Source organism: Paralcaligenes ginsengisoli (genome assembly GCF_054781135.1).
Genome location: NZ_BAAGUZ010000014.1, coordinates 23,068 through 49,075, shown reverse-complemented (window position 1 = coordinate 49,075; position 26,008 = coordinate 23,068). Strand labels below are relative to the sequence as shown.

The following is a 26,008-nucleotide window of genomic DNA, read 5'->3' as shown; positions in this document are numbered from 1 at the left end:
CAGGCTCTTATCTGTACCAATCGCCCCGACAGGCTCAACCCTGCCGGGGCGTTTGCCTTGGGTAGCGGCCGTAGCCGCAACTCGGCTGCGCGTGCCGGGCCCTATCCCAACACCACCTATAAAAAAGCATCCGGGACTCGCTCTTGGGCTGCAAGCGCCCGGCCTGGACCTCTTGATCCTGAAGCCTGATCGTCTTACGCTCCTTCACGGTCTCGATGCGCGCTGCACTGTGTGAAAATCTGCCTGCTTGGCAATGGAACAGTTAAAATAACAAGCTTGCCATCTGTCTTGGCCTATTACCGGAGATTAGTATGATCGAGGCGTTGCCGCCAGAAGACCAGCAGGGTCCCGCCATGCGCACCATTACGCATGTGATATACGGCTTGTTTGCCCTGGGACTGATCAGTGCGGGGTTCCTGGGCCTTGCCACCGTGGCAGCCATTGTCCTGGCTTACTTGAAGCGCGGCGACGCCGCAGGCACGGTATGCGCCGGGCATTTCGACTGGATCCTCAAAACATTCTGGTGGGGCTTGTTGTGGCTCGTCCTGAGCGCCATCGCAACCCATTTATTCATAGGTTGGGCAACGGGTCTGGTTGCTGTGGTCTGGGTGCTGTATCGTCTGATCAAAGGCTGGCTTGCCTTGTTTGCAGGGCAATCGCCCTATACGGATCTGTAGGTTTCAGATTACACACAAAAAAAACGCTGCCTGGATTCAGGCGGCGTTTTTTTATGGCGGCAGCGCAGTTAATTCATCGCTGCGGACTTGCTTAAGGTTCGAATAAAAAATTTGCGACAAACCCTTGATTTCTCGTAGAGGGCCTCGGCTGGTTTTTTATCCGAATCAACGCGCTCAGCCGGTTTGTTGCCGCTTGGTTCAGCCAGGCTTATTTGAGATGGCCGCTGACCAGCTTGGTGAGTTCGAACATTGACACTTGATCTTTGCCGAACAAGGGGCGCAGCTTTACATCGGCATTGATGTTGCGGCGGTTTTTGGGGTCTTGCAGATCGTGCTTTTTGATGTAGTCCCAGATTTTCTTGGTGACTTCAGTGCGCGGTACAGCTTCGGGCCCGATAATGGCTGCCAGGGTAGCGCTAGGTGTTAGTGGCTTCATGAACGCGGCGTTCGGTTTGCGGGCTGCGGGTTTCGCGGTTGTTGCCATAGAGTAGTGCTCCTCGGAATGGGTGAAAAAAACATTTTCTTGAGCATAACTTGAGATGCTCGGAAAAACAAAGCGATTTATGCAGAAAATTTCTAAAAAATAGCCGCTCTTGGGTGAGGGTGTTCCCGAGGCATTCGGCCCGATATTGCTTTATGGCGAAATAGACAGCGGATTGACTCCTTTTCGCCCTGTTTTTACTCGGTTTTAAAAGAAAAGCATGGCGAACTACGATGTGTTGCCCGGGCGCTCGAAATAAATCGGAATTTGTATTTTCTTGAAACAAGAAGGGCTGACGGTGCTTCGCTCCCTGTTTGAAAGCCCATGGATATTGCCGGATGGTTGGTTTTCCTGGACTCTTTTCTTGCGCAGGCTGCGGGTTTTTGCGGGGTATCGCCGCGCGTTGCGGCCAAGGTTACTGTGATAAGATTTACTGAATGTAGCATTTTACCCGGGTCTTGCGCATCAGTTGGCGGCCCGCGCGATGGATGGCGCAGTGTCTGTCCGGACCGGACAATATCTGTCGGTTTGCCGCAAGGAGGAGATTTTTCGCTGACCATGGCAAAACAATCCAACTCAGGCTTAATGGATGATGGCGCCGCAGGCTCGTCCGACGATCTGCTCGACGTGCGCGGCATTTCCAAGAACTTCGGTGGCTTGTGTGCTGTCGATCAGTGTTCGCTGAGTGTGCGCCGCGGCACCATCACTGGGCTGATCGGACCCAATGGCGCCGGCAAAACCACGATGTTCAATATCATCACCGGTTTCATCGCCCCGGATTCGGGGCGTATTCATTTCAAGGGCCAGGATATCGCCGGCATGCGCCCAGACCAGATTTTCACGCGCGGGCTGTGCCGGACTTTCCAGATTCCGCGCGAGCATGGCAGCATGAGCGTGCTCGAAAACCTCATGCTGGTGCCGAAGGGGCAGATCGGCGAGCATATCTGGAATACCTGGCTCAGGCCTGGCGCGGTTCGCCGGCAAGAGCACGAGAATCGCGCCAAGGCGCTGGAGGTGCTCGAATATATCGAGCTCACCCATGTCAAGGACGAATACGCGGGCAATCTTTCGGGTGGCCAGAAAAAATTGCTGGAACTCGGCCGCACGCTCATGACCGGCCCCGAACTGGTGCTGCTGGACGAGCCGGCGGCAGGTGTCAATCGCACTCTGCTCAAACGGCTCGTGGCCAATATCGAATATCTATCGCGCGAACGCGGCATCACCTTTCTGCTGATCGAGCACGATATGAATATGGTCATGAATCTGTGCGATCCGGTGATCGTGATGAGCGAAGGCCGCAAGCTCGTGGAAGGTTCGCCGCAAGAGGTCCGCAGCAATCAAAGCGTGCTTGAAGCCTACCTGGGAGGGCAGTATGCCGCTGTTGAACGTTGACAAGGTAAGCTGCGGCTATGGCGATTCGGAAGTGCTGCGACAGGTTTCCATGAGGGTCGATGAAAACGAAATCGTGTGCATCGTCGGGCCCAATGGCGCGGGCAAGTCTACGCTCATGAAGACAGTCTTCGGCCTGCTGCATCCGCGCGAGGGTTCCGTTGCGTTTGCCGGCCACGAGATCTCCCAACTCGCCGCGCACCAGATCGTCAAGCTCGGCATGTGCTATGTACCCCAGGTGGCCAATGTATTCACCAACCTGTCGGTCGACGAAAATCTGGAAATGGGCGCCTTCACTCTGGCCAGTGGCGATATCGATGCGGCCAAACAGCGAATCTACGAGATGTTTCCGCGGCTCAAAGAGCGGCGGCGGCAAATGGTGGGCAAAATGTCGGGCGGTGAGCGCCAGATGGTCGCCATGGGTAGCGCCCTGATGCTGAGCCCCAGGCTTTTGCTTCTCGATGAGCCGACCGCGGCTTTATCCCCCAGGCTGGTCGACGAGATTTTCGATCGGGTCGTACGCATCAACCAGACCGGCATTGCCATTCTGATGGTAGAGCAAAACGCCCGGCAATCGTTGCAGATGGCGCATCGTGGATACGTGCTTGCCAGCGGCGAGAACCGTCACGAAGGCACTGGCCCGGACCTGTTGGCCGATCCGAATGTCGGGCGCCTTTATCTAGGAGGATGAACTGCTGATGCGTATGTCACTCTTTCGACAGAAGCCGTTCGCGGCGCCCGTGGTTCCGGACACCGGAGGCGGGGCCGTGCCGGCGCCGGGCACGGAATCTCCGGCGGCCGATGGTGCCCCGCGCGGTTCATGGGCCGCCTCGGCGCTGCAGAGCCGCACGGCCATGGGCCTGGGCCTGCTGGTCATTCTGGCGGTAATGTGGCTGCTGGGCCTGGCACTGGGTGGCAACCTGGTCGAACTGCTGTCCCTGACCATCTGGGGGGTGATGCTCGGGGCGATCATCGCGCTTGGCGGCGCGGGGCTCACGCTATGCTATGGAGTGCTCAAGTTTCCCAATTTCGCACACGGCGAACTGCTGACTATCGGTGCCTACGTGACCTATACCGTGGTCTCGGTGCTGCCCAAAAGCGCCCCGATCTGGCATTTTTCCTTCGGCTGGGAACTGGTGGCCGGCCTGCTGGTCGCGATTCCCGTGACAGGGCTGATCTCGGTACTGCTCGATCGTGTGCTCTATCGCCGCTTGCGCAGGACTAAAGCGCCCATGGTTCTGTTTGCCATGGCTTCGCTGGGCATGGCATTTTTTCTGCGCAGTTGCATTTATATATTGTGGGGCTCGGATTTTCACTTCTTCTATGTGGGCCGAGCCAACCCGGCCCTGCACTTGCCTTGGCAGATACGGGTGCAGGCGGATCAGATTTTCGTGCTGGCGCTGGCGGTGGTGCTGGTGGTGCTGGTCTACCTTTTGCTGGCCAAGACCAGAATGGGCAAGGCCATGCGCGCGACCGCGGACAATCCCGATCTGGCACAGATCCGGGGCATTGATACCGAGCGGGTGACGGCCTGGACCTGGGGCATCAGCGGAGCGCTTGCGGCGGCGGGCGGGGTCATGTATGGGCTCGCCTCGCAATTGCGGCCGGACATGGGGTTCACTCTGTTGCTGCCCATGTTTGCGGCGGTGATCCTGGGCACCATAGGCAATGCTTTCGGCGCGCTGGTGGGAGCCATTGTTATTGGCGTGGCGATACAGGTGACGTCCTCCTTCATGAATCCCGCCTATGGGCCTGCCGTGGCCTTTGCACTGATGGTGCTGGTCCTGGTGGTGCGTCCCCAGGGTCTTTTCGGCGAAAAATGAAAAAAGGAAAAAGCCCATGAGTCCGATTCTTACCCTGAAGGCTGTTTTCCTGATCATTCCGTTCATGTTTCTGGCCTTCGCGGTCTTGCCGCTGCGCTGGCTCTGGCGGATTCCCGCGGGCGCGGCCCTGGGTGTGGCCGTCGCTTTCGCCCTGGCGGCTTTTTTCCCGGGCGGCATGGATTACATTGTGTCGTTTTCCATCATGGCGTCCATTTACGCTGTTCTCAGCCTGGGCTTGAATTCGCAGTGGGGCTATGCCGGCCACCTGGATTTCGGCATTGCCGGTTTCTTCGCCGTCGGCGCATTCACTACCGCTTTGTTTGTCACGGCCGTTCCCAGCGGCTTGATGGCTCAATATGCGCATCAGGCATTCGGGCTGCATGCCCCATTCCTCATAGGCCTGATTGCGGCCGGCGTGGTTTCGGGGCTGGTGGGCTACCTGATTGCCCTGCCCGTGCTGCGCCTGCGCACCGACTTCCTGGCCATTGCCACCCTGGGCATTGCGGAAATCATACGCCTCATATTCCAGAATGAACGCTGGCTGGCCAATGGTCCCCAGCCTTTGAGCGGCATTCCCCAACCCTTGTCGTGCGTGTTCGAGCATCCTGGCTGCGCCTGGTTGCCTCAATCACTGGCCTCGCTGCTCGAGCCCCTGACGCCGCGCGACTATAGCTATCTGTACCTGGACATCACCATCCTGGTCCTGGCGGCCATCTATCTGGTGCTGGAAATCGCCGTGCGCTCCCCCTGGGGACGGGCGCTGCGAGCCGTGCGTGACGAAGAACAATCGGCTGCCATGAATGGCAAGAATGTGACATCGCTGCGGATCCAGTCCTTCGTGCTGGGCGCGGTGATAATGGGTATGGGCGGGGCGCTGTATGCCCCTTATATGGTCACTATCGATTACAGCCACTTTGAGCCGCTGTTCGCTACTTTTCTCGTGTGGGTGATGCTGATGCTCGGAGGTAGCGGCAACAACAAGGGCGCCATACTCGGAGCTTTTGTCATTTGGGGGGTCTGGAGTGGCACGGGTTTCCTGACCGATTCGCTGCAAGTTGCCTTGAGCTCGATTGCACCGCAGATTGCCTCCCGCACTGCTTTCCTGCGCTGGATGCTTGTCGGCTTGTTGCTGGCGGGAATCGTGCTTTATCGCCCCGAGGGCATCTTCAAGGAACGCAAGATCGTTTCCCGCTTCCTGAAATAAACCGTTGCCGGTTCAAAGATTACGCCCGGCCGCATAGGCCGGGCGTAATGGGGGGATTCGCCGAGCTAGACGCTGGGAATCGAAGCCGCGGGCAAAGTCTTCATGGTCTGGACCTCGCCCTTGTCGAACTTCCAGATATTGATCGGCGTGATGACGTCCCCGTTCTTGTCGAAATCGCAGGGGCCGGCCACGCCGGTGTAATTGATTTTCTTGCCCGCCTTGATCATCTTGAGCATTTCGGTGACGCGGCCCTGGTCGCCCCCTTCTATGGATTCGCCCGGCGGGTTGGCGACGACCCGCAATTGATCGCGCAGCGCCGTTCCGGTGATTTTGCTTGGGTCGGTTGCGCCTCCGGCGATGACCTTGGCCAGCGCCAGGCCGATGACCAGGCCGGCGTCATAGGTGGAGGCGGTGAATGGCGGAATGTGGTCGTATTTGAAATCTTTCAGGAAGGTCTTGGAGAAATCCTTATAGGAAGCGGTGGTGGTGTCTTCGCCGGGTGCCGTGCCCAATTTGCCGTCCATGCTTTGGGCGCCCACCGCCTTGACTACATCCAGCGATGCATTGCCGTCGGTGAACTGCCAAGTGGTGAAATTGAAGATATCGCGCGATTCCTTGAGGAACACCGCCGTGTGCGACGGGTAGCTGATGCACAACAGCAATTCGGGCTTGCCCTTGAGCGCGGCCTCGAGCTGCGATCGGTAGGTGGCTTGCACTTGTTCGGGGTGCGGAACCTGGGCAAGCACCTTGCCGCCGCGCTTCTCGAACGAGGCCGTAAAGGCATTGGACAAGCCCTGGCCGTAGGGGTTATTGATATAGATGGTAGATACCGATTTGTACTTGTACGTGGGGATGATTTCGCCATTCACCAACTGCGCGGCCACCACGCCTTGCAAAGCATCCGAAGCGGTGGTGCGGAACAGCAGGTCGGCCTTGGCATCGGCCGGCAGCACAGTGATCAGCGGGGATGTGGCGCCATTGGCGATCTGCAGCACGCCCGAGGGAATGGTGACCGAGGTGGCAACCGCCACGGTGACCCCGCTGGACCAGCCGCCGACGATCGCCGGCACATGCGCCGTGTCGACCATCTGGCGCGCGGCCTGAACGCCGACCGTGGGCACGGTCGTGGTATCGACCGTGATGTGTTTGGCGATGATGGGGCCGCCGAATACCTGCTGGGCCGCCGTGTTGATATGATTGATGGCAAGCTGCACGGCATCGCGGTAATAGGGGCCGAATTCCGCCGCCGCGCCGGTCATGGGCGCAATTTGCCCAAGGTTGATGGCCGGCGGCGCTGCTGCGAAGGCCCTGCGCGGGAATGCGCTGGCGAATATTACTGCCCCTCCGGCGACTCCGGCGGATACAAAGAATTTACGGCGACTTATGAGGCTCGAGTTCTGGTCAGTCATAGTATGTCTCCTGGGGTTGATCTTCATCGTATTCAGGCAGCACATGGGGCTCGGATGAACTCGAGTCTGGCGCGGTCCATTTGTAGCTTTATATTACCGCCGGATTTATGGCAACTGTCAAGCAAATAAGCCTTGATATGCAAAAAGAAGTAGGCCTGAAGGGCCGGGTAGCAATAAGATATGGCACATGCTTTGTACCCATGGGGCCGCATGGCCGTTCGGGCCGCGAATTTAAAGAGGCGGGCCGGATGTGGCGGCGGCAACCTTTGTTATAAAGAGCATGGGTGCTGGTTTCGCGATCGTTTTTGAGGTGTCAACACATGTACGCAAAGAATATAGTCGAGTCGATCAAATTATTCCACGACGAACTAATTTCGATACGCCAGGATATTCACGCTCATCCTGAGCTGGGTTTCCAGGAAACCCGGACTTCCGATCTGGTGGCCAATGCGTTGCTGGCTTTGGGCTACGAGGTGCATCGCGGCATAGGCAAAACGGGTTTGGTGGGGGTGCTGGAAGGTCGCCGCAACACCATGGGCCGCTGCATCGGCCTGCGAGCCGATATGGATGCACTGCCGATACTTGAACAGGGCAAGCATGCTTATGCGTCGACGAATGCCGGGGTAATGCATGCTTGCGGGCACGATGGTCATACTACCGTCTTGCTCGGCGCGGCGCGCTACATGGCCGAGACTCGCAATTTCGACGGTAAGGTGGTGCTGATTTTCCAGCCGGCCGAAGAGGGCTTGGGCGGCTCCAAGGCGATGCTCGACGATGGCTTGTTCGACCGCTTTCCCTGCGACGCCATTTACGGTTTGCATAACTGGCCGGGGCTGCCTGCGGGAGTAATAGGAGTCAGCCCGGGGCCCATGATGGCGGCCGCCGACCATTTTGAAATACACATCGAAGGGCGGGGCGGTCACGGCGCCCACGCTTATCAAACGAACGATCCCATCGTGATTGCGGCCCAACTGATCACCGCATTGCAAACCATCGTATCGCGCAATGTGCCGGCACCCGATTCGGCCGTGGTTACAGTAGCCGCAGTCAATGCGGGCAATTTGCAGGCGATGAATGTCATTCCCAAAGACGCTCATATGGTGGGCACCGTGCGCACCTTCAGCCCCAAGGTCCAAGAGCAAGTCATACAGCGCATGGAAGAGATGGTGGCGGGTATTGCCGCGGCATTCAAAGCCAGGATAGAAATGAAATACCATCGCCTGTTCCCGGCGACGGTCAATACACCCGAGCACGCGGCATTTGTGGCCGAGGTCGCCACCGAACTGTTTGGCGCCGAGAATGTGGTGCCCAATCTGGTTCCGTCGATGGGATCGGAAGATTTTTCCTTCATGCTGCAACAGCGTCCCGGCGCGTATTTCCGCCTGGGTCAGGGCGGCGCCGAAGAGGGATGTGTCTTGCATAATGCCGCTTTCGATTTCAACGATGCGGTGATCCCGGTAGGAAGCGCCATGTTCTGCCGTCTGGTCGAGCGCAGCATGCCTTTGGCGAATGCGTCATAATTCCATCCTTTGTTCCCGACGGCCCGATTTGATCCAATGCAAAACGCCACCGACTCACTGACTATTGTTCGCCCCGACGACTGGCATCTGCATTTGCGCGATGGTGCGGTGCTGGACGCCGTGGTGCCCGATTCGGCGCGCCAGTTTGCCCGCGCCATCATCATGCCGAATTTGAAACCGCCGGTCACGACGACCGCGCTGGCCCTGGCCTACCGCGACAGAATTATCGCCGCCCTGGCCCGGGCGGGAATCGGGGAAGGCAGTTTCACTCCGCTCATGACCTTGTATCTGACCGATAACACCTCGGCTCAAGAGATCGCCACAGCCAAGGCTTCCGGAGCCGTGCACGGCGTCAAGCTCTACCCGGCCGGGGCTACCACCAATTCAGACGCCGGTGTCACCGATTTGCTGGGGCGCTGCAGGCCTGCCCTGGAGGCGCTGCAAAAATCAGGCATGCCTTTGCTGGTGCATGGCGAGGTCACCGACAAGGATATCGATCTGTTCGATCGCGAGGCGGTCTTTATCGATCGAGTCATGATTCCCCTGCGTAAAGCACTGCCTGAGCTCAAGGTCGTGTTCGAGCACATCACCACTCGGCAGGGTGCCGAATACGTACGCGATGCCGAGGGGCCTATTGCCGCGACAATCACCGCGCATCACCTGCTGTATAACCGCAATGCGCTGTTTTTGGGCGGAATGCGGCCTCACTGGTATTGTCTGCCGGTTTTAAAGCGTGAAACGCATCGGCAGGCCCTGGTCGAAGCGGCCACGGGCGATAGCCGGCGTTTTTTTCTGGGCACCGACAGCGCCCCGCATCCCAAGGTGCTCAAAGAACATGCCTGTGGTTGCGCGGGCTGCTACACGGCCCTGCATGCCATGGAGTTGTACGCCACGGCTTTCGATTCGGTTGGCCGGATAGATAGGCTGGAAGCCTTTGCCAGCCTGAACGGGCCGGCGTTTTATGGTTTGCCTGTCAATCAGGGGACGCTGACGTTGAATCGGGCGCATTACGAGATTCCGGCTGAGTTGTCCATGGGCAACGATACCCTGGTTCCCCTGGCGGCCGGCGAATCGCTGGGCTGGCGGATAGCGGACGGTTCATAGCGCCAAGATTGGACGCATAGAGGCGATGGCGTAATCGCGCTGTCACGAATCGCCGCGTTTTTCTTCCAGGATTTCCCAGCGGGCGAACAATGCGGTCAGCTTGTTCTCGAGCGTGTGCAACTGCTCGTTGATTTTCTCGACTTCGCCGGGCGCATCGCGATACAGGCTTGCGTCGGCCAGTTTGGCGGCCAGCTCTGCCTGCTGCGCTTCGACCTGGGCGATAGCTTCGGGCAAACCTTCGAGTTCTCGCAATTCCCAGGCATTGATTTTGCTGGGCTTGGGCGGTTTTGGGCGTTCCGCAGGCGCGGCTTCGATTTTTCTGCCTTTATCATCGGCGGACTTGTCTGTCGGCGCGGGGCGCTGCGCGAGCCATTCGTCGTAACCGCCCACGTACTCCCGCCATTCCCCATCGCCCTCCGCGGCAATGGTTTGAGTGACCACATTGTCCAGGAAAGCCCGGTCGTGGCTGACCAGCAGCACTGTTCCCGCATAATCCTGAAGCAGTTCTTCCAGCAATTCCAGCGTTTCGATATCCAGATCGTTGGTGGGTTCATCCATGACCAGCACATTGGTGGGGCGGGCGAAAAGCCTGGCCAGGACCAGGCGGGCGCGCTCGCCTCCCGAGAGGCTCTGCACCGGCGAATTCGCCCGGGCGGCTGGAAACAGAAAGTCTTCCAGATAGCTCATGACGTGCTTGCGCTGATTGCCGATTTCAATCCACTCGCTGCCGGGATTGATGGTGTCGGCCAGGGTTGCCGTTTCGTCGAGCTGCGAGCGCATCTGATCGAAGTAGCCGATCGACAGATTGGTTCCCAGGCGTACTTGTCCCGAGCTGGGCTCCAACTGACCGAGTATGATTTTCAGCAAGGTGGTCTTACCGGCGCCGTTGGCGCCGATCAGGCCGATGCGGTCCTTCCGCAGGATAGTGGTGGACAGGTTTCGGATGATGGTCCGTTCGCCATAATGTTGGCTGACGTTTTCCAGTTCAGCCACCATCTTGCCCGACCGCTGTCCTTCGGCGACAGCCAGGCTGACGTTGCCGACGCGTTCGCGCCTGGCCGCCCGGTCGCGCCGCAATTGTTCGAGGCGGCGTACGCGCCCTTCGTTGCGAGTGCGCCGGGCTTCCACTCCTTTACGTATCCAGACTTCTTCCTGGGCCAGTACTTTGTCTAATTTGGCGCTTTGCTGCTTTTCGGCTTCCAGCCATTGCGCTTTGCGTTCTTGCCAGGCTGAGAAATTTCCGGGGAAGCTGAAGAGTTGACCCCGGTCGAGCTCGACGATGCGGGTGGCGACTGCATCCAGAAAACGCCGATCATGAGTAATAATGATCGCGCTGCAGCGGGCATTGAGCAGCAGCGTTTCCAGCCATGCGATGCCGTCGAAGTCCAGATGGTTGGTGGGCTCGTCCAGCAGCAGCAAATCAGGCTCGTCGGCCAGGGCGCGGGCCAGCGCGACGCGTTTGCGGGTTCCTCCGGACAAGTCGGCGATGCTGGCGTCCGAACTCAAACCCAATTGATCAATCAGGGCCTGTACCCGGGACGGGCGTCGCCAGTCTTCGCTGTCATTGATATTGCCGCACAGCGTCTCGAACACGGTCAGCGATTCGTCGAGATCGGGTTCCTGTTCAACAGTGGCAATCTTGAGCCCGCCCAGGCGCATGACTTCGCCATCGTCGGGCAGCGTACGCCCATCAAGGACCTTCAGGAGCGATGATTTTCCCGCTCCGTTACGGCCGATCAGGCCTATGCGCTCGTTAGGCTGAATGGCAAAATTGGCGTGATCGAGCAGGGGATGATGCCCATATGCGAGTTGCGCGTCGGTCAGGGTAACAAGAGTGGTAACAGCCATAAATCCTGTGGTGGGTAGCAATAATCGGCAAGCAGCAAACCGCTATTGTCGCAGTTTGAAGAAATTGCGTTCTGGCCCGCCCTGTCGAAGCATGACGCAAACACCTCGCAAGGCCGTTATTTAAATGGGCGTCCGAGCTTGCGGGCGGCCAGAGTTGCCACTGTCCTATACAATGCGGGTGCGGGGCAGGTTGGGCAATCGCGGTATTTCGATATCGAGGAAGGTCCGGACTCCACAGAGCGGGATAGCGGCTAACGGCCGTCCGGCGCTTGTCATACTCCGGTATGTCAGGCGGCCGAGGAACAGGGCCACAGAGACGAGTCTGCGGCGTGGGCATGCCTGGCATGCACCGGCACGGCTACTTCCGTGCTGCATGGTCTGGGAACAGGCCATGGCGCTGCAGGGTGAAACGCGGCAACCTCTATCCGGAGCAACATCAAATAGGCATACGTGGGCCCTCGGGTCCGAAGGGCGGCTCGCTCGAGTATGCGGGTAGATGGCTAGAGCAGGGCAGCAATGTCTTGCGCAGAGGAATGATTGCCCGCCAGGCTTGCCTGGCGTACAGAATCCGGCCTACAGACCTGTCCCGCCTTTATTGTTTTCCACAGGGATACCCATGCCGCAGCGGTTCGGGCCTGGTGGCGCTGAATGTTAGAAATTGAAAATACAAAAAATCTTTTTCCCTGTTTTCTCTTCATGAACGACTTCTAGATAAACCTGCAATTTCTTGATTTATCTACGGATTTCTATTTTCCACTTTTTATAGATTGATGCTAAGTGCTTGTTGTCATTGAAAAAATTGCAACTGAGCGCTTGACCTGCTGCGCGTGTTCCCGTAGAGTGGGGAAAAGTAGGATTTAGTGTAAAAAAGTGGAGGTAAAGTGGTGTTTCAGGGTAGCAGTGCGCTCACGTTGGATGTCAAGGGTCGGGTCTCCATCCCGACTCGGCATCGTGACGCGCTCGTGTCGCAGGTAGAGGGTCGTTTGACCCTGACGCGTCACCCTGATGGCTGCTTGCTTGTTTATCCACGGTCGGTTTGGGAAAAGAAGCGTGAACAGATCGCCGCCTTTCCAATGTCGGCGCGGCCTCTGCAGCGTTTGCTGCTGGGCAATGCGCAAGATGTCGATATGGATGGTGCCGGACGTATCCTGGTCGCGCCCGAGCTTCGGGCCGCTGTCGGCCTGACCCGTGAAGTCATGCTTTTAGGGATGGGAAGCCATTTCGAATTATGGGATGCGGCCGAGTGGGCTCGCCGAGAGGCGGAAGACCTGGCCAAAGGCATGCCCGACGCATTAGATCAGTTTTCGTTCTGAAGTAGGTCATGGAGTTTTTGCACCGACCCGTGCTGCTAGAGCCTACGGTTAATGCCCTGGTGGATCCGCATTTCGGCGGGAAGGCCAGACGTGGGCACACAGAGGACGATTCCTCGGCGCGGTTAAGCGGTGTTTTTGTGGATGGCACCTTCGGTCGTGGCGGGCATAGTCGCTTGCTACTGTCGAAGTTGGCGCATGACGCAAGGCTGGTGGTGTTCGACAAAGATCCCGAAGCTATTGTCGCGGCGCGAGTTCTGCAAGCCGAGGATCCGCGCGTTCAGGTGATACATGGCGGTTTTGCGTCGATGCCGGAGCAGCTCGGCGCCTTGGGCATAGCGGGTGCCGATGGCGTAATGCTGGATTTGGGGATTTCATCTCCGCAGATAGATGATGCAAGTCGCGGGTTTTCCTTCATGCGTGAAGGCCCCCTCGATATGCGGATGGATACAAGCAGCGGCTTGACGGCCGCGGAATGGCTGGCGCAAGCCAGTGTTGAAGAGATACGGGAGGTCATAGCTAAATATGGCGAAGAACGGTTTGCTTTCCAGATTGCAAAGGCGGTTATTGCTCGCCGCGAATCCAGGCCGCTGCGCACAACGCTCGACCTCGCCGAGCTCGTCGCCAGTGTCGTCCGTACGCGCGAAAAGGGTCAACACCCGGCCACTCGTACCTTTCAGGCTTTACGGATTTACCTCAATCAGGAACTCGAAGAACTCGCGTTCACCCTCGCGGCAGTTTTAAGAGTTCTGGCACCAAAGGGGCGGCTTGCGGTGATCAGTTTTCATTCTCTGGAAGATCGCATGGTGAAGCAGTGCATTGCGGCGGCCGCGCGGCCGGCGGCGGCGCACGCCCGCCTGCCGATTTTCGAGAAAGACCTGCCGCAGCCCATACTGAATTCACTGGGCCGAGTCCTGCCTTCCGCCGAAGAAGTGGCGGCCAATGCCCGGTCCCGTTCGGCGGTCCTGCGTGTGGCTGAACGTACCAATATTCCTTTGCCGCCTGATCAGGGCGCTTCTTTTGTCAATGCGATTCGCCTGGGTCCCGAACCGGCTGCGCATCACAAAAGGGGGAGAAAATAATGGTCCGGCTGATTGCAATAGTTGCCGCCTTATTGATGTTTTCCGCGATTTCCCTGGTGACGGCGCGCTTTCAGTCGCGCCAACTATTTGTGGTATCCGATCGTCTGGCGACCAAGGCGCGCGATCTGGATACCGATTGGCGGCGTCTCCAGCTCGCGCGCGCCGAATTGGCGCGCAACGCCCGTATCGACGGCACGGCTCGTGGCGAGCTGAAAATGATCAACGTAACGCCGGGCCGCACAATATATATTAAAGATGGGCCCGCTGCCGCTCCACCCGCTGCCGCCGCGCCCGTCGCGCCCGTCGCGCCTGCCGCGGCGGCTCGATCCTCCCGGAGGAAGCCATGAAGCGAGTCCGGTTCTATGACAGCCCGGTGCTCAATGTGCAGATGCCTTTGTGGCGCTCGCGCCTGGTGTTGATCTTGCTGATGCTGGGCTTTGTGGCGCTTGCCGTCAAGGCGCTTTATTTGCAGGGGCTGTCCACCGAATTCCTGCAGCAGCAAGGCGAGCGGCGTTACGAGCGCACACTGGTCCTGCCCGCCACGCGTGGCAAGATATTCGACCGCAGCGGTTCGGTGGTGCTGGCGTCAAGCGTTCCCGCTCGCGCCATTTGGGCTATCCCGGAAGATGCCAAGGATGCCACGCCCGAACAACTGGCGGCGCTGGGCAAATTGCTCGATATGCCGGTCAAGGACATACAAAGCCGCCTGGTTGATGAGGACAAGAATTTTGTCTACATCAAGCGCCAGGTGCCGCTTGATGTGGCGGCAAAAATCAAGGAACTGAAGGTTCCCGGTTTTCATCAGCAGGGAGAAATGCGGCGTTCATACCCCGAGGGCGACATTGCGGCGCACGTGGTGGGTTTCACCAACATCGAAGATCAGGGCATCGAAGGCATTGAACTGGCGTTCAATTCCGAGCTTTCCGGCCGTCCGGGCAGCCGCCGGGTAATCAAGGATCGCCTTGGTCGTGTGGTTGAAGACGTGCAGGCTGTTGTCCCGCCCGTCAATGGGCAGGATTTGAGCTTGTCGATCGATGCCGGTTTGCAGTTCGATCTTTTCAGCGCGCTTAAAAAAGCCAAGGACGAGCACCAGGCCAAGGCGGCGGCTGGCATCATCGTCGACGTGCGCACCGGCGAAATTCTGGCGTTGGCGAATCTCCCTTCCTACGATCCGAACGATCGCGAAGACCGCAAAGGTGCGGCGTTGCGCAACCGGGTGATTACCGACACATTTGAGCCCGGCTCTATCATGAAGCCGTTCACGGCGGCTTTGGCCTTGAGCCTGGGGCGGATCACGACCTCGACGATGTTCAATACCGGCAATGGGCATTATCGGTATCAAGGCGCCACGATCACCGATGTCAGCAGCAATGGCACCTTGAACGTGGCTGGAATTTTGCGCCGTTCCAGCAATATTGGCATGACGATGATTTCCGAATTGCTGACCTCGCAGGAAATGTGGAACAACTTTACCGAGTTGGGTTTCGGCCGCGCCCCGCAGGCCAATTTCCCAGGTGTTGCGTCCGGACGCCTGCGTCCCTGGGAGCGCTGGCGCCCCATCGAGCGGGCCACCATGGCCTATGGCTACGGCTTGTCGGTGTCGCTATTGCAAATCGCCCATGCCTACACGGTGTTTGCGCGCAACGGCGACATGGTTTCACTGACTTTGTTAAAGCGCAAGGGCAAGGCGACCAGCGTGCAGGTGTTCACCCCGCAAGTGGCTGGCCTGATCCGGGCCATGCTGGAGGCGGCCGCAGGTCCCGAGGGCGCCAAGCAAAAGGTTCCCGGCTACCGTGTGGCGGGCAAGAGCGGGACGGCGCGTCAGATCGTCAACGGTCACTACAGCAAGTCTCTATATAGAGGGTCTTTCGTCGGCTTCGGGCCGGTGTCCAATCCTCGTGTCGTGGTGGCTGTCTCGCTCGATGAGCCGCATGTCGGTGGTTATTATGGCAGCGTCATCTCGGGACCCGTATTCGCCAGTGTGATGGGCAGCACTCTGCGCCGGCTTGGGGTTCAGCCTGATGCGCCAGTCGATTCCCTGGTGGCGGTCGGCTCTCCTCACGGGGTGCGGCGATGACGGCGCAACAGATAATCGGCTGGCTGAAAGAGCATGTCGCGCGCACGGCGCATCTTTGCCTGGATTCACGCCAAGTGGCGCGGGGCGATGTGTTTTTTGCCTGCCCCGGCCTGGCGGACGATGGGCGGCAATACATACGCGATGCGATTGCCCGCGGTGCCGCGGCCATAGTGATGCAGGCCGGCGACGGTGCTGTCCTCGAGCAGTCGGCGCCCATGCTTGAAATCCAGGGCTTGCAGGCGCTGCTGGGCTCGATCGCCCACGCCTGGTACGAAGAGCCTTCGAGCGTCATGTCGGTGATCGCCGTCACGGGTACCAATGGCAAGACCACGACAGTGCAGTGGATCGCGGCAGCCCTGAATCTGGAAGGCGTGCCTTGCGGCACGGTAGGGACTTTGGGAGTAACGCTCCCCAATGGAGCGAATCTGGGCGGGGCCTTGACGACGCCCGATGTACTGACCTTGCACCGCAGCCTGGCCGCCATTCGCGATGCCGGCGGCAAGGCGGTCGCGCTCGAGGCGTCTTCCATAGGCATCGAGCAGGGGCGCCTAGACCATGTTCACATCGAGATTGCCGGGTTTACCAATCTGACGCGCGATCATCTCGACTATCACCAGACCCTGGAGAACTACAAGGCCGCCAAGTTTGCACTGTTCGGCTGGCCGGCTTTGCGCGCGGTAATTGTCAATGTAGACGATGCCGCGGGAAAGGAATTGTATGCGTCGGTGGCCGTCTCCGATCGGCTGGGATATTCGCTCAAGCGCGACAGCGCCGCCGCCGTGCAGGCGCAGGATGTTCAAACAGGAAGCTACGGCCTGATTTTCAATTTGCTCATGCCCGATGGCGCGGCCCAAATCGTGACTCGTCTGGTGGGCGAGCACAATATTTCCAATTTGCTGCTGGTCGCCGGAGTATTGCGTGAACTGGGCTGGGGCTTGGCGCGCATAGCCCGGGTGTTGGTTACATTGCGCTCTGTCGAGGGGCGATTGCAGGTCGTTGAGCCTTGCGATGGCGGCGATGCATCGATTGCAACACCCCTGGTGGTGGTCGATTATGCGCATACGCCGGATGCGCTGGAACGTGCCTTGCAGTCTTTACGCGAAGTCGCCCGTGTACGAAACGGACGCCTGGTATGTGTGTTCGGTTGCGGTGGCAGCCGCGACAGCGGCAAGCGTCCCATCATGGGCGGGATAGCCGGCAAGCTGGCCGATTCCGTCATCCTGACCAACGATAATCCGCGTGCCGAGGACCCGCACGCGATTGTCGATCAGATCGTCGCCGGCATGCCGGCCCGGCCGCAGATCGAACTGGATCGTGCCAGCGCTATTCTTGCGGCGATCTGGGGTGCGAAGCCCAACGATGTGGTGCTGCTCGCGGGCAAGGGGCATGAAACCTACCAGGAATTCAAGAATACGCGCATTCCTTTCGATGATCGCGAATGGGCTCGTTTTGCCGTGACCTGGCTGCGTGGAATGACAGTCTCGACCGATTCGCGAAGCATCCTTCCGGGCCAGATCTTTGTTGCCCTCAAAGGTGAGTCTTTCGATGGCCACCGGTATCTGGCTCAGGTGCAATTGGCAGGAGCCTGCGCAGCCATTGTGTCCCGGCGCGACACGAACATTACCTTGCCGCAATTCGAATTGGGCGATACACGCGCGGCCCTGATCAAGGCCGGATCGGCATGGCGCCGCCAGTTTCATTTGCCGGCCATTGCGGTGACCGGAAGCAATGGCAAAACGACGACCAAAGAAATGGTCGCCGCGATCCTGCTGGCATGGGTGGGTGCCGAGGCGTCTTTGTCCACGGCGGGCAATTTGAACAACGATATCGGCGTGCCGCTGACACTGCTGCGTTTGCGCCCTTCGCATTCCGCCGCGGTGTTCGAGCTGGGAATGAATCATCCGGGCGAAATCGCCGGCTTGGCCGATATGGCACAAGCCACGGTGGCGCTGGTGAACAATGCCCAGCGCGAGCACCAGGAGTTCATGCATTCCGTCGAGGCTGTCGCGATTGAAAACGGTGCGGTTCTGAGCGCCTTGCCGGACGATGGTGTGGCGGTTTTCCCCGGTGATGATCTGTATACCCCCGTGTGGAAGCGGCTCGCGGGTGAGCGCAAAACCCTGTTGTTCGGGTTTGAACCACACTTCGATGTGTATGCCGATCAGATTCATGCCGAGGCTCGAGGCACACAGTGCCAGTTGCATACGCCTGTTGGAGTTGCCGCACTGACGCTTGTGGCTCCGGGCGTGCATAACCTGCGCAACGCCCTGGCAGCGGCGGCTTGCGCCTGCGCCGCGGGAGCGCCATTGGTCGCCATAGTGGAAGGCCTGGCTCGTTTCAATCCGGTTGCGGGCCGCATGCAGCCCTATTTGCTGGCCGATGGCCGGCAGCTTATCGATGATTCGTATAACGCGAATCCGGACTCTGTACGGGCCGCCATCGATGTGCTGGCGCGTCTGGATGGCAAAAAAATACTCGTTCTGGGCGATATGGCCGAGGTTGGCGAAAATGGGCCTGCCATGCATGCCGAAGTCGGGGCCTATGCGCGCGAACAGACTATCGATGAGCTGTTGACTTTTGGGCCGGCAGCCAGGAATTCGGCCGCCGCGTTTGGAGGGACGGTTCGGGCCTTCGATTCGATCGAGGCCCTGGTCGCCGATTTGCTGGAGCTTCTGCCCGCGAACATTCTGGTGAAAGGATCCCGCAGCACTCGCATGGAAAGAGTGGTGCAGGCGCTGCAAAAACAACTCAAGCAACAAGAAAGCGAGGCGCGCCATGCTACTTGAATTAGCACGTTGGCTGTCCGATGCCCACATCCGCGCCTTTGGCGTCGTTGAATACATTACGTTTCGAGCGTTGCTGGCGTGCGGCACGGCTCTATTCATCGGTTTGGTGGCCGGGCCCCGTGTGATACGCAAATTGACTGAATTGAAAATCGGCCAGGCAGTCCGCAGCTACGGGCCCGAATCGCATTTGCAGAAAACCGGCACGCCGACCATGGGGGGGGCCCTGATTCTGATTTCGATCGCGGTCAGCACGCTGTTGTGGGCCGACTGGACTAACCGTTTTGTGTGGGTGGTATTGCTGGTGACGTTTGGCTTTGGCTGGATCGGTTGGGCCGACGACTATAAAAAGGTGGTCAATCGCGATCCGGAAGGAATGTCTTCGCGCCGAAAATTTTTCTGGCAGGCCCTGGTTGGCCTTATCGCCTCCATTTACCTGACTTTTGCTGTTTCAGCGCCGGCCAATGCCGACTTATGGCCCTTGTTCCGCGATTGGGTGGTGAGTGGCTTTACCATGTCCTTGCCGACTCGCGCCGATCTGATTGTGCCGTTCTTCAAAAGCGTCAGCTACCCGCTGGGTGCATTCGGTTTCGCCGCGCTGACCTGGTTCGTGATCGTCGGTACCAGCAACGCCGTCAATCTGACCGATGGCCTGGATGGGCTGGCGATCATGCCTACCGTCATGGTGGGCAGCGCCCTGGGGATTTTTGCCTATGTCGTGGGACGGGTCGATTACTCGAAATACCTGCTCTTCCCGTATATTCCCGGCGCGTCGGAGCTGATGGTTCTGTGCGCGGCGATTGCCGGAGCAGGCTTGGCATTTTTGTGGTTCAACGCTTATCCGGCCCAGGTGTTCATGGGCGATGTGGGGGCGCTTGCACTCGGCGGCGCCCTCGGCACAATCGCCGTCATTGTGCGTCAGGAAATTGTCCTGTTCATCATGGGAGGGGTGTTTGTGGCAGAAACCCTTTCGGTGATGCTGCAGGTGACCTATTTCAAATACACGAAGAAACGGTATGGGCAAGGCCGGCGCATTTTGCGCATGGCTCCATTGCATCATCATTTTGAAGTAGGCGGCTGGAAGGAAACCCAGGTTGTGGTGCGTTTCTGGATTATCAGCATGATGTTGGTGCTTCTTGGCTTGGCAACATTGAAATTACGATGACTACGATGTCTTTTCCCTCGGTACCTGCCGGTTCTCTTGTCCTGATCCTCGGATTGGGCGAGACGGGCGTGGCGGCGGCTCTCTGGTGCGCCGATCGCGGAGCCCGGCTGAGGGTACTCGATACCCGTGAGCAGCCGGGTGCCTGGCCCGCCTTGCGCGAGCAGTTGGGGGAAGCGGCGGCCGAGTGCCGGTTTGGCGCCGATGCATTGGTCGAAGATGCTTTGCTGGATGTATCTATGGTCGTCCTCAGTCCCGGGCTTTCTCCTCGGGACGAACCGGTACGGTCATTTCTGGCCTTGGCTGCCGAGCGCGGCATTGAAGTCCTTGGCGAAATCGAGCTTTTTGCCCGTGCATTGTCTGATATGGCCGAACAGGGCTACCAGCCGAAAGTGCTGGCGGTAACCGGCACCAATGGCAAGACAACCGTGACCGCCATGGCGCGGCAATTGTGCGAGGCGGGCGGCCTGAAGGCGCGCGCGGCGGGCAATATCAGCCCGGCTGCATTGACGGCCTTGCGCGAAGCCTTGGCAGCCGACGATCTGCCCGAGGTCTGGGTACTGGAGCTGTCGAGTTTTCAGCTTGACGCAACCCATACTCTGGCAGCGGATGCGGCTGCTGTGTTGAATATCAGCCAGGACCACCTTGACTGGCATGGGTCCCTGAACGCCTATGCGGCGGCCAAGGCCAGGCTGGTGAAGATGGCAAAAGTCGTGGTCATCAACCGCGACGACCCTGTGGTTGCAGCCATGGTGGCCGATGTCAAGGCGCAATCCGTGCGTTCGTTCGGTCGCGATGTGCCTGTGATCGAGGGCGATCTTGGTATTGAAAGCAGCCACGAAGTCCGTTGGCTGGCGGTCGCCGAGGCATTGGATTTCGACGTACCGGCCGCCAAGCCAAAACGGAAAAAGAACGATGCCGAGCCGCCGCGCGAAACGGGCCGCATGACGCGCCTGATCCCGGTCGATGCCTTGCGGGTCCGAGGCACGCATAATGCCTTGAATGCCTTGGCGGCGCTGGCGTTGGTGCGATGCCTGGGCCTGGCTTGGGCCGGTATCTTGCCGGCGCTTCGAGATTATCGCGGCGAGCCTCATCGGGTGGAGTTCGTGCGCAGCATTGGGGGTGTCGCCTTTGTCGAAGACAGCAAGGGAACCAATGTCGGCGCTACGGTAGCCGCGCTCGATGGTCTGGGCCAGACCGTTGTATTGATTGCTGGCGGCCTGGGGAAAGGCCAGGACTTTTCGCCCTTGGTGAAAGTGGTTCGAGAGCACACCCGGGCGGTGGTGCTGATTGGCCAGGACGGCCCCTTGATTGCCCAGACTTTGGCGTCCTGCGGTGTTCCGCTCGAGCAGGCCGAGTCCATGGAGCAGGCCGTGGCCCGCGGCTTTGCCCTGGCCCGGGAGGGCGATGCCGTATTGTTATCGCCGGCCTGCGCCAGCATGGATATGTTTAAAAATTATGGCGATCGTGCCCGGGTTTTTGTTGAGGCTGTTCAGGCGCTGGCTCTTGAGCAAGGAGAGCTGACATGAGCGTATTTGGGGATCTGAGTTCCGGCGTCAACGCCGTGCGTCCCGGCCGCACCACGATGCCGAATTTCGATGTTGCCATAGTGATTACTGCCGTGGCACTGTTGCTGTTTGGATTGCTCATGGTGTATTCGGCCTCGATTGCCCTGGCCGATGGGCCGCGTTATGAAAGCTATGGCCGCTTCTATTTTGTGGGCCGGCACGGCATGTTCATTTGTGCAGGGCTATTATGCGCCGCTTTCGTACTCAGCATACCCATGCAGGTGTGGCAGAAATTTGCCGTGCCCTTGTTCCTGATCAGTTTGTTGCTGTTGCTCGTTGTGCTGGTGCCCGGCATAGGCCGGGAAGTGAATGGCGCGCGTCGCTGGCTGCCTCTGGGGCCGCTCAATTTTCAGCCTTCGGAGCTCATGAAGATCACCATCTTGCTCTATGCCGCCGATTACACGGTGCGCAAGCAAGAACATATGCAGAATTTTTTCCGGGGTTTTTTGCCCATGTCTTTCGCCCTTGCCGCGGTCGGCATAGTGCTGCTGCTCGAACCGGATCTGGGCGCGTTCATGGTGATCGTGGCGATTGCCGTGGGTATTCTGTTCATAGGCGGTATCAATGGCAAGCTGTTTTCGAGCCTGCTGGCCATTCTGTTCGGCAGCTTCCTGGCGCTGATCTGGTTGTCTCCGTGGCGGCGCGGGCGCCTGTTTGCCTATCTCGACCCCTGGAATCCCGACAATGCCTACGGCAGCGCTTATCAGTTGTCTCATTCCTTGATTGCCTTGGGGCGTGGGGAATGGTTTGGCGTGGGTCTTGGGGCCAGCATCGAGAAACTGCATTACCTTCCGGAGGCGCACACCGATTTTATTGTTGCCGTCATCGGTGAGGAGCTGGGCTTTGTGGGCCTGATGTGTCTGCTCTCCCTGTTTGTGTTTCTTGTGTGGCGCGGTTTTGACATTGGCCGGCAATCGATTGCCATGGAACGCATTTTCAATGGCCTGGTGGCCCAGGGTGTTGCGCTGTGGTTCGGCGTGCAGACCTTCATCAATGTGGGTGTGTGTGTGGGACTGCTGCCTACCAAGGGGTTGACTCTGCCAATGGTGAGCTACGGCGGCTCCGGGATTGTCATGAACCTGTGCGCGATTGCCTTGCTGTTGAGGGTGGATCATGAAAATCGCAATATGATGCGGGGCAAGCGGACATGAGTATGCGCACCTTGCTCATCATGGCTGGCGGTACGGGTGGGCACATCATGCCGGGACTGGCCGTGGCCCACGAGATGCAAAGCCGCGGCTGGCGGATCGTGTGGCTGGGCGATCCCGATCGCATGGAAGGCCGGCTGGTGCCGCAGCAGGGATTTGAACTGGTATCGCTGCGTTTTGGCGGCGTACGGGGGAAGGGCCCGATGGCTTTGCTGAAATTGCCTTTCGCGTTGGCCTGCGCATGCCGGCGGACGTTCGCCAGCCTGAAGGCAATTCGCCCGGATGTGGTGCTGGGCATGGGTGGCTATGTTGCTTTTCCCGGCGGCTTGATGGCGGCCTTGCGCCGTATCCCGCTTGTGATACATGAGCAGAACGCCGTGGCCGGTACCGCCAATCGATGGCTGGCGAAAATGGCCAAGAAAGTATTGGTGGGTTTTCCGGGGTCCTTGCCCGGAGCCATTATGGTAGGCAATCCCGTCCGCCGCAGCCTGACTGGATTGACACCGGCGCAGCAGCGTTACAGCGCTCGTCAGGGTGCATTGCGCCTGCTGGTGGTGGGCGGCAGCCTGGGGGCGCAGGCCCTGAACAAGATAGTGCCGCTGGCGCTGGCGCAGATCGCCGTCGACGACCGGCCTGTGGTCGTACATCAGGCGGGAGAGCGGCATTTGGCCGGTTTGCGCGCGGCTTATGAAAGTGCCGGGGTCCAGGCTGAGTGCCATGCCTTTATCGACGATATGGCGGCGGCCCTGGCCGACGCCGATTTGTTGATTTGCCGCGCTGGAGCCATGACCGTGGCTGAAGTAGCCGCAGTCGGTGTGGCGGCCCTGTTTATTCCACTGCCGAACGCGATTGACGATCATCAGACGGCCAATGCCCGTTACCTGAGCGACTGCCAAGGGGGCTGGCTGCAAAGCCAGGCGGAATTCTCGGCGGATTGGCTGGCTCAGTGGTTGCGTGCGCGTTCACGCACGGAATTGGCCGCCGTGGCACAGCATGCCCACGAGCACGCGTGCCTGAATGCGACACAGCAGATTGCCGATGCCTGTGAGCAAGCGTTAAGGAGTCGGGCATGAAGCACAGAATTCAAAGCATTCATTTTGTAGGTATTGGCGGGTCGGGCATGAGCGGCATTGCCGAAGTGTTGTTGAACCTGGGCTATGCCATCAGCGGATCCGATATACAGGAGTCGGCTGTAACACGTCGGCTCGCCGGTCTTGGCGCGAAGGTCTCGATCGGCCATACGGCTGAAAATATACGTGGGGTCGGCGCCATTGTGACATCGACGGCCGTCACCGCCGACAACCCCGAGGTCCTGGCCGCTCGGGCGGCGCACATTCCGGTTGTGCCCCGTGCCCTGATGCTGGCAGAGCTCATGCGTCTCAAGCGCGGTATTGCGGTGGCGGGCACGCATGGCAAGACCACGACCACCAGTCTCGTGGCCAGCGTGCTGGCGGCGGGAGACCTGGATCCAACCTTTGTTATCGGGGGGCGCCTGAATTCAGCGGGCGCCAATGCCCGTCTGGGGCAGGGAGAATTTATTGTCGTCGAGGCGGACGAATCCGATGCGTCGTTCTTGAACTTGTTGCCCGTCATGGCGATCGTGACGAACATCGACGTCGACCACATGGATACCTATGGGCATGACGTAGCCCGTCTCAAGAGCGCTTTCATCGAATTTACGCACAAGCTGCCGTTTTACGGCAGTGCCGTATTGTGCAGCGACGATGCCAATGTGCGTGAAATCATGCCTTTCGTTTCGCGTCCAATCACGACTTATGGCGTCAATCCCGATGCCCAGGTACGTGCCGTCAATCTGCGGGCGGACGGAACCACCATGCATTTCGACGTGGAGCGCCGCAGCGCCGCCGGGATGCTGCCCCGACTGTCGATCACCCTGAATCTGCCTGGCAAGCACAATGTCCTGAATGCACTGGCGGCAATTGCCGTCGCCACGGAGCTGGGCGTGGCCGACAGCTCCATTGCCGGGGCGCTTGCCGCTTTCAACGGCGTAGGGCGCCGCTTTACGCAGGTTGGCGAATTCGCCGTATCCGACCAGCGCAATGGCGGCGCATTCACTCTGATCGACGACTACGGACATCATCCGGTCGAGATGGCGGCGACGCTGGATGCCGCCCGCGGGGCGTGGCCCGAGCGTCGTATCGTCCTGGCGTTCCAGCCGCATCGGTATACGCGTACACGCGACTGCTTCGAAGATTTCGTGCGTGTCCTGAGCTCGGCCGACGCGGTGCTCCTGACGGATGTCTATCCGGCCGGCGAGGCTCCTTTGGTCGCCGCCGATGGGCGCGCCCTGAGCCGCGCAATTCGTGTGGCAGGCAAAGTCGAACCCCTGTTCGTCGAAGATGTCGTCGATTTGCCTCAGGCGATACTGGATTTTGTACAGGATGGCGATGTGGTCATCGTCATGGGTGCGGGCTCGATCAGCAAGGTTCCGGCCCGCATAGGAGAGTTGGCATGAGCGAAAATTTTGGGCGCGTCGGAGTGTTGTATGGAGGCTGTTCGGCCGAGCGCGAGGTATCGCTCATGTCCGGCCAGGGCGTACATGCGGCGCTGACCAGCGTGGGTATCGACGCCCATCTGTTCGACCCGGGCAAGCAAAGCCTGGTCGACCTGGCCAATGCAGGTTTCGATCGCGTGTTTATTGCGCTGCATGGCCGTTACGGCGAGGACGGCACTCTGCAAGGCGCTCTCGAGCTGCTGCAGTTGCCTTACACCGGCAGCGGCCCCTTGGCATCCAGTCTTGCCATGGACAAGATCATGACCAAGAAAGTCTGGCTCGAACAGAATTTGCCGACACCCGGATTCGCAATATTGACGGAGTCCTCCGATCTCGATGAGGTCGTTGCCGCAATCGGCTTGCCGCTGATCATCAAGCCGCCGCATGAAGGGTCGACGCTGGGAGTGACGAAGGTCGGGAAGCTCGAAGAATTGAGCGCCGCCTATCGTCTGGCCGCCCGGTACGATGCGGAGATTCTCGCCGAACGGTTTATCTCGGGCCGTGAACTCACCGTGCCGGTACTCGGCAAGGGCAAGGGGGCGCGTGCCTTGCCGATAGTCGAGATCGTGGCACCTCAAGGCAATTACGACTACGAGCACAAATATGTGTCGAATGACACGCAGTATGTGTGTCCGGCCAAACTCGACACGGCGCTGACCCGGGAAATCATGACCTTGGCGGAACGGGCCTATGTGGCCTTGGGGTGCGAGGGATGGGGACGCGCAGATTTCATGCTCGATGCCGATGACAGGCCTTGGCTGTTGGAAATGAATACCTCTCCCGGAATGACGAGCCACTCGCTCGTTCCGATGGGAGCCAAGGCTGCCGGGATGAGTTATGTCGATTTGTGCGTGACGATCCTGGCCAGCGCCTCGTGCAAAGTACTTGCGCCGCCCGCGGCTTGAAAC

The 26,008-nt window shown here is 59.3% G+C and carries 23 protein-coding genes and 1 other RNA gene; 20 read left to right on the top strand and 4 right to left on the bottom strand.

Translation table 11 applies throughout. The features are described from left to right. Together ACYVIS_RS09060 and ACYVIS_RS09055 are read left to right on the top strand one after the other, a co-directional pair. Positions 1–189 (top strand): hypothetical protein (locus ACYVIS_RS09060; protein WP_460873815.1); only part of this gene is annotated, 189 nt, incomplete at its 5' end. A gap of 122 nt (positions 190–311) precedes the next feature. Beyond that, positions 312–677: a DUF4870 family protein gene (locus ACYVIS_RS09055; RefSeq protein ID WP_232744185.1), complete on the top strand. Its 366-nt coding sequence runs from the start codon at positions 312–314 to the stop codon at positions 675–677. Between the two features lie 208 nt (positions 678–885). On the opposite strand, the gene ACYVIS_RS09050 is transcribed toward ACYVIS_RS09055, so the two are convergent. Together ACYVIS_RS09050 and ACYVIS_RS09045 are read right to left on the bottom strand one after the other, a co-directional pair. Then, positions 886–1,161 (bottom strand): SWIB/MDM2 domain-containing protein, encoded by a 276-nt coding sequence (locus ACYVIS_RS09050; protein WP_232744184.1) that lies wholly within the window; start codon positions 1,159–1,161, stop codon positions 886–888. A 194-nt stretch (positions 1,162–1,355) separates the two neighbouring features. After that, positions 1,356–1,718, bottom strand: a complete 363-nt coding sequence (locus tag ACYVIS_RS09045; RefSeq protein ID WP_232744183.1) for a hypothetical protein — start codon at positions 1,716–1,718, stop codon at positions 1,356–1,358. On the opposite strand from ACYVIS_RS09045, the gene ACYVIS_RS09040 reads away from it, so the two are divergent. Genes ACYVIS_RS09040 through ACYVIS_RS09025 form a run of 4 tightly spaced genes read left to right on the top strand, consistent with a single transcriptional unit; the run spans position 1,717 to position 5,574 of the window. Beyond that, positions 1,717–2,550 (top strand): ABC transporter ATP-binding protein, encoded by an 834-nt coding sequence (locus ACYVIS_RS09040; RefSeq protein WP_232744182.1) that lies wholly within the window; start codon positions 1,717–1,719, stop codon positions 2,548–2,550. The genes ACYVIS_RS09045 and ACYVIS_RS09040 overlap by 2 nt on opposite strands. Further along, positions 2,531–3,238, top strand: coding sequence for an ABC transporter ATP-binding protein (locus ACYVIS_RS09035; RefSeq protein WP_232744181.1), 708 nt, complete (start codon positions 2,531–2,533; stop codon positions 3,236–3,238). Before ACYVIS_RS09040 ends, ACYVIS_RS09035 begins: the two co-directional genes overlap by 20 nt. Before the next feature lie 13 nt (positions 3,239–3,251). After that, the gene (locus ACYVIS_RS09030; RefSeq protein WP_232744180.1) at positions 3,252–4,370 is read left to right on the top strand and encodes a branched-chain amino acid ABC transporter permease; all 1,119 of its coding nucleotides are present in this window, start codon (positions 3,252–3,254) and stop codon (positions 4,368–4,370) included. Positions 4,371–4,386: 16 nt separating this feature from the next. Next, positions 4,387–5,574, top strand: coding sequence for a branched-chain amino acid ABC transporter permease (locus tag ACYVIS_RS09025; RefSeq protein ID WP_460873814.1), 1,188 nt, complete (start codon positions 4,387–4,389; stop codon positions 5,572–5,574). A gap of 65 nt (positions 5,575–5,639) precedes the next feature. Here ACYVIS_RS09025 and ACYVIS_RS09020 read toward each other — a convergent pair whose 3' ends face one another. Further along, positions 5,640–6,983 (bottom strand): ABC transporter substrate-binding protein, encoded by a 1,344-nt coding sequence (locus ACYVIS_RS09020; RefSeq protein ID WP_232744178.1) that lies wholly within the window; start codon positions 6,981–6,983, stop codon positions 5,640–5,642. A 320-nt stretch (positions 6,984–7,303) separates the two neighbouring features. Here ACYVIS_RS09020 and ACYVIS_RS09015 point away from each other — a divergent pair, with 320 nt between their 5' ends. Both ACYVIS_RS09015 and pyrC read left to right on the top strand, forming a co-directional pair. Further along, positions 7,304–8,503 (top strand): M20 aminoacylase family protein, encoded by a 1,200-nt coding sequence (locus ACYVIS_RS09015; RefSeq protein WP_232744177.1) that lies wholly within the window; start codon positions 7,304–7,306, stop codon positions 8,501–8,503. Positions 8,504–8,539: 36 nt separating this feature from the next. Beyond that, positions 8,540–9,607, top strand: coding sequence for a dihydroorotase (gene pyrC / locus ACYVIS_RS09010; RefSeq protein WP_460873813.1), 1,068 nt, complete (start codon positions 8,540–8,542; stop codon positions 9,605–9,607). Positions 9,608–9,649: 42 nt separating this feature from the next. On the opposite strand, the gene ACYVIS_RS09005 is transcribed toward pyrC, so the two are convergent. Beyond that, positions 9,650–11,455, bottom strand: a complete 1,806-nt coding sequence (locus ACYVIS_RS09005) for an ATP-binding cassette domain-containing protein (protein WP_460873812.1) — start codon at positions 11,453–11,455, stop codon at positions 9,650–9,652. A gap of 182 nt (positions 11,456–11,637) precedes the next feature. Here ACYVIS_RS09005 and rnpB point away from each other — a divergent pair. The 12 genes from rnpB (at position 11,638) to ACYVIS_RS08945 (ending at position 26,005) form a co-directional block, all read left to right on the top strand. Continuing rightward, positions 11,638–12,047: RNase P RNA component class A (rnpB, locus tag ACYVIS_RS09000), an RNA gene on the top strand. Between the two features lie 292 nt (positions 12,048–12,339). Next, positions 12,340–12,768 (top strand): division/cell wall cluster transcriptional repressor MraZ, encoded by a 429-nt coding sequence (mraZ, locus tag ACYVIS_RS08995; RefSeq protein WP_232744174.1) that lies wholly within the window; start codon positions 12,340–12,342, stop codon positions 12,766–12,768. Between the two features lie 8 nt (positions 12,769–12,776). Beyond that, positions 12,777–13,847 (top strand): 16S rRNA (cytosine(1402)-N(4))-methyltransferase RsmH, encoded by a 1,071-nt coding sequence (gene rsmH, locus ACYVIS_RS08990; RefSeq protein ID WP_232744173.1) that lies wholly within the window; start codon positions 12,777–12,779, stop codon positions 13,845–13,847. Continuing rightward, positions 13,847–14,194 carry a cell division protein FtsL gene (gene ftsL, locus ACYVIS_RS08985; RefSeq protein WP_460873811.1) on the top strand — a complete coding sequence of 116 codons (348 nt, stop codon included), beginning with the start codon at positions 13,847–13,849 and terminating at the stop codon, positions 14,192–14,194. The genes rsmH and ftsL overlap by 1 nt, the downstream gene beginning before the upstream one ends. Next, complete coding sequence (locus tag ACYVIS_RS08980) at positions 14,191–15,924, top strand: peptidoglycan D,D-transpeptidase FtsI family protein (protein WP_460873810.1); 1,734 nt, start codon at positions 14,191–14,193, stop codon at positions 15,922–15,924. Before ftsL ends, ACYVIS_RS08980 begins: the two co-directional genes overlap by 4 nt. Further along, complete coding sequence (gene murF / locus ACYVIS_RS08975; RefSeq protein ID WP_460873809.1) at positions 15,921–18,710, top strand: bifunctional UDP-N-acetylmuramoyl-L-alanyl-D-glutamate--2,6-diaminopimelate ligase MurE/UDP-N-acetylmuramoyl-tripeptide--D-alanyl-D-alanine ligase MurF; 2,790 nt, start codon at positions 15,921–15,923, stop codon at positions 18,708–18,710. The genes ACYVIS_RS08980 and murF overlap by 4 nt, the downstream gene beginning before the upstream one ends. After that, complete coding sequence (gene mraY, locus ACYVIS_RS08970; RefSeq protein WP_232744169.1) at positions 18,700–19,872, top strand: phospho-N-acetylmuramoyl-pentapeptide-transferase; 1,173 nt, start codon at positions 18,700–18,702, stop codon at positions 19,870–19,872. The genes murF and mraY overlap by 11 nt, the downstream gene beginning before the upstream one ends. Continuing rightward, a complete protein-coding gene (gene murD / locus ACYVIS_RS08965; protein ID WP_460873808.1) occupies positions 19,869–21,398 on the top strand; it encodes a UDP-N-acetylmuramoyl-L-alanine--D-glutamate ligase in 1,530 nt (509 codons plus the stop codon). Before mraY ends, murD begins: the two co-directional genes overlap by 4 nt. Continuing rightward, on the top strand, positions 21,395–22,588 hold the full coding sequence (ftsW, locus tag ACYVIS_RS08960) for a putative lipid II flippase FtsW (protein WP_232744167.1): 1,194 nt from the start codon (positions 21,395–21,397) through the stop codon (positions 22,586–22,588). Before murD ends, ftsW begins: the two co-directional genes overlap by 4 nt. Continuing rightward, positions 22,585–23,658, top strand: coding sequence for an undecaprenyldiphospho-muramoylpentapeptide beta-N-acetylglucosaminyltransferase (murG, locus tag ACYVIS_RS08955; protein WP_460873807.1), 1,074 nt, complete (start codon positions 22,585–22,587; stop codon positions 23,656–23,658). Before ftsW ends, murG begins: the two co-directional genes overlap by 4 nt. Next, on the top strand, positions 23,655–25,061 hold the full coding sequence (gene murC, locus ACYVIS_RS08950) for a UDP-N-acetylmuramate--L-alanine ligase (RefSeq protein ID WP_232744165.1): 1,407 nt from the start codon (positions 23,655–23,657) through the stop codon (positions 25,059–25,061). The genes murG and murC overlap by 4 nt, the downstream gene beginning before the upstream one ends. Continuing rightward, positions 25,058–26,005, top strand: a complete 948-nt coding sequence (locus ACYVIS_RS08945) for a D-alanine--D-alanine ligase (protein ID WP_460873806.1) — start codon at positions 25,058–25,060, stop codon at positions 26,003–26,005. The genes murC and ACYVIS_RS08945 overlap by 4 nt, the downstream gene beginning before the upstream one ends. The last annotated feature ends 3 nt before the right edge of the window (positions 26,006–26,008 follow it).

Excerpts from the sequence above, each read along its gene's own strand:
- murC (WP_232744165.1), top strand. The coding sequence starts at position 23,655 with ATGAAGCACAGAATTCAAAGCATTCATTTTGTAGGTATTGGCGGGTCG.
- ACYVIS_RS09020 (WP_232744178.1), bottom strand. The coding sequence starts at position 6,983 with ATGACTGACCAGAACTCGAGCCTCATAAGTCGCCGTAAATTCTTTGTA.
- murF (WP_460873809.1), top strand. The coding sequence starts at position 15,921 with ATGACGGCGCAACAGATAATCGGCTGGCTGAAAGAGCATGTCGCGCGC.
- mraY (WP_232744169.1), top strand. The coding sequence starts at position 18,700 with ATGCTACTTGAATTAGCACGTTGGCTGTCCGATGCCCACATCCGCGCC.
- ACYVIS_RS08980 (WP_460873810.1), top strand. The coding sequence starts at position 14,191 with ATGAAGCGAGTCCGGTTCTATGACAGCCCGGTGCTCAATGTGCAGATG.
- ftsL (WP_460873811.1), top strand. The coding sequence starts at position 13,847 with ATGGTCCGGCTGATTGCAATAGTTGCCGCCTTATTGATGTTTTCCGCG.
- ACYVIS_RS09005 (WP_460873812.1), bottom strand. The coding sequence starts at position 11,455 with ATGGCTGTTACCACTCTTGTTACCCTGACCGACGCGCAACTCGCATAT.
- ACYVIS_RS09035 (WP_232744181.1), top strand. The coding sequence starts at position 2,531 with ATGCCGCTGTTGAACGTTGACAAGGTAAGCTGCGGCTATGGCGATTCG.
- murD (WP_460873808.1), top strand. The coding sequence starts at position 19,869 with ATGACTACGATGTCTTTTCCCTCGGTACCTGCCGGTTCTCTTGTCCTG.
- ftsW (WP_232744167.1), top strand. The coding sequence starts at position 21,395 with ATGAGCGTATTTGGGGATCTGAGTTCCGGCGTCAACGCCGTGCGTCCC.
- ACYVIS_RS09040 (WP_232744182.1), top strand. The coding sequence starts at position 1,717 with ATGGCAAAACAATCCAACTCAGGCTTAATGGATGATGGCGCCGCAGGC.
- ACYVIS_RS09045 (WP_232744183.1), bottom strand. The coding sequence starts at position 1,718 with ATGGTCAGCGAAAAATCTCCTCCTTGCGGCAAACCGACAGATATTGTC.
- ACYVIS_RS09055 (WP_232744185.1), top strand. The coding sequence starts at position 312 with ATGATCGAGGCGTTGCCGCCAGAAGACCAGCAGGGTCCCGCCATGCGC.
- ACYVIS_RS09015 (WP_232744177.1), top strand. The coding sequence starts at position 7,304 with ATGTACGCAAAGAATATAGTCGAGTCGATCAAATTATTCCACGACGAA.
- pyrC (WP_460873813.1), top strand. The coding sequence starts at position 8,540 with ATGCAAAACGCCACCGACTCACTGACTATTGTTCGCCCCGACGACTGG.
- ACYVIS_RS08945 (WP_460873806.1), top strand. The coding sequence starts at position 25,058 with ATGAGCGAAAATTTTGGGCGCGTCGGAGTGTTGTATGGAGGCTGTTCG.
- murG (WP_460873807.1), top strand. The coding sequence starts at position 22,585 with ATGAGTATGCGCACCTTGCTCATCATGGCTGGCGGTACGGGTGGGCAC.
- ACYVIS_RS09050 (WP_232744184.1), bottom strand. The coding sequence starts at position 1,161 with ATGGCAACAACCGCGAAACCCGCAGCCCGCAAACCGAACGCCGCGTTC.
- rsmH (WP_232744173.1), top strand. The coding sequence starts at position 12,777 with ATGGAGTTTTTGCACCGACCCGTGCTGCTAGAGCCTACGGTTAATGCC.
- ACYVIS_RS09025 (WP_460873814.1), top strand. The coding sequence starts at position 4,387 with ATGAGTCCGATTCTTACCCTGAAGGCTGTTTTCCTGATCATTCCGTTC.
- ACYVIS_RS09030 (WP_232744180.1), top strand. The coding sequence starts at position 3,252 with ATGTCACTCTTTCGACAGAAGCCGTTCGCGGCGCCCGTGGTTCCGGAC.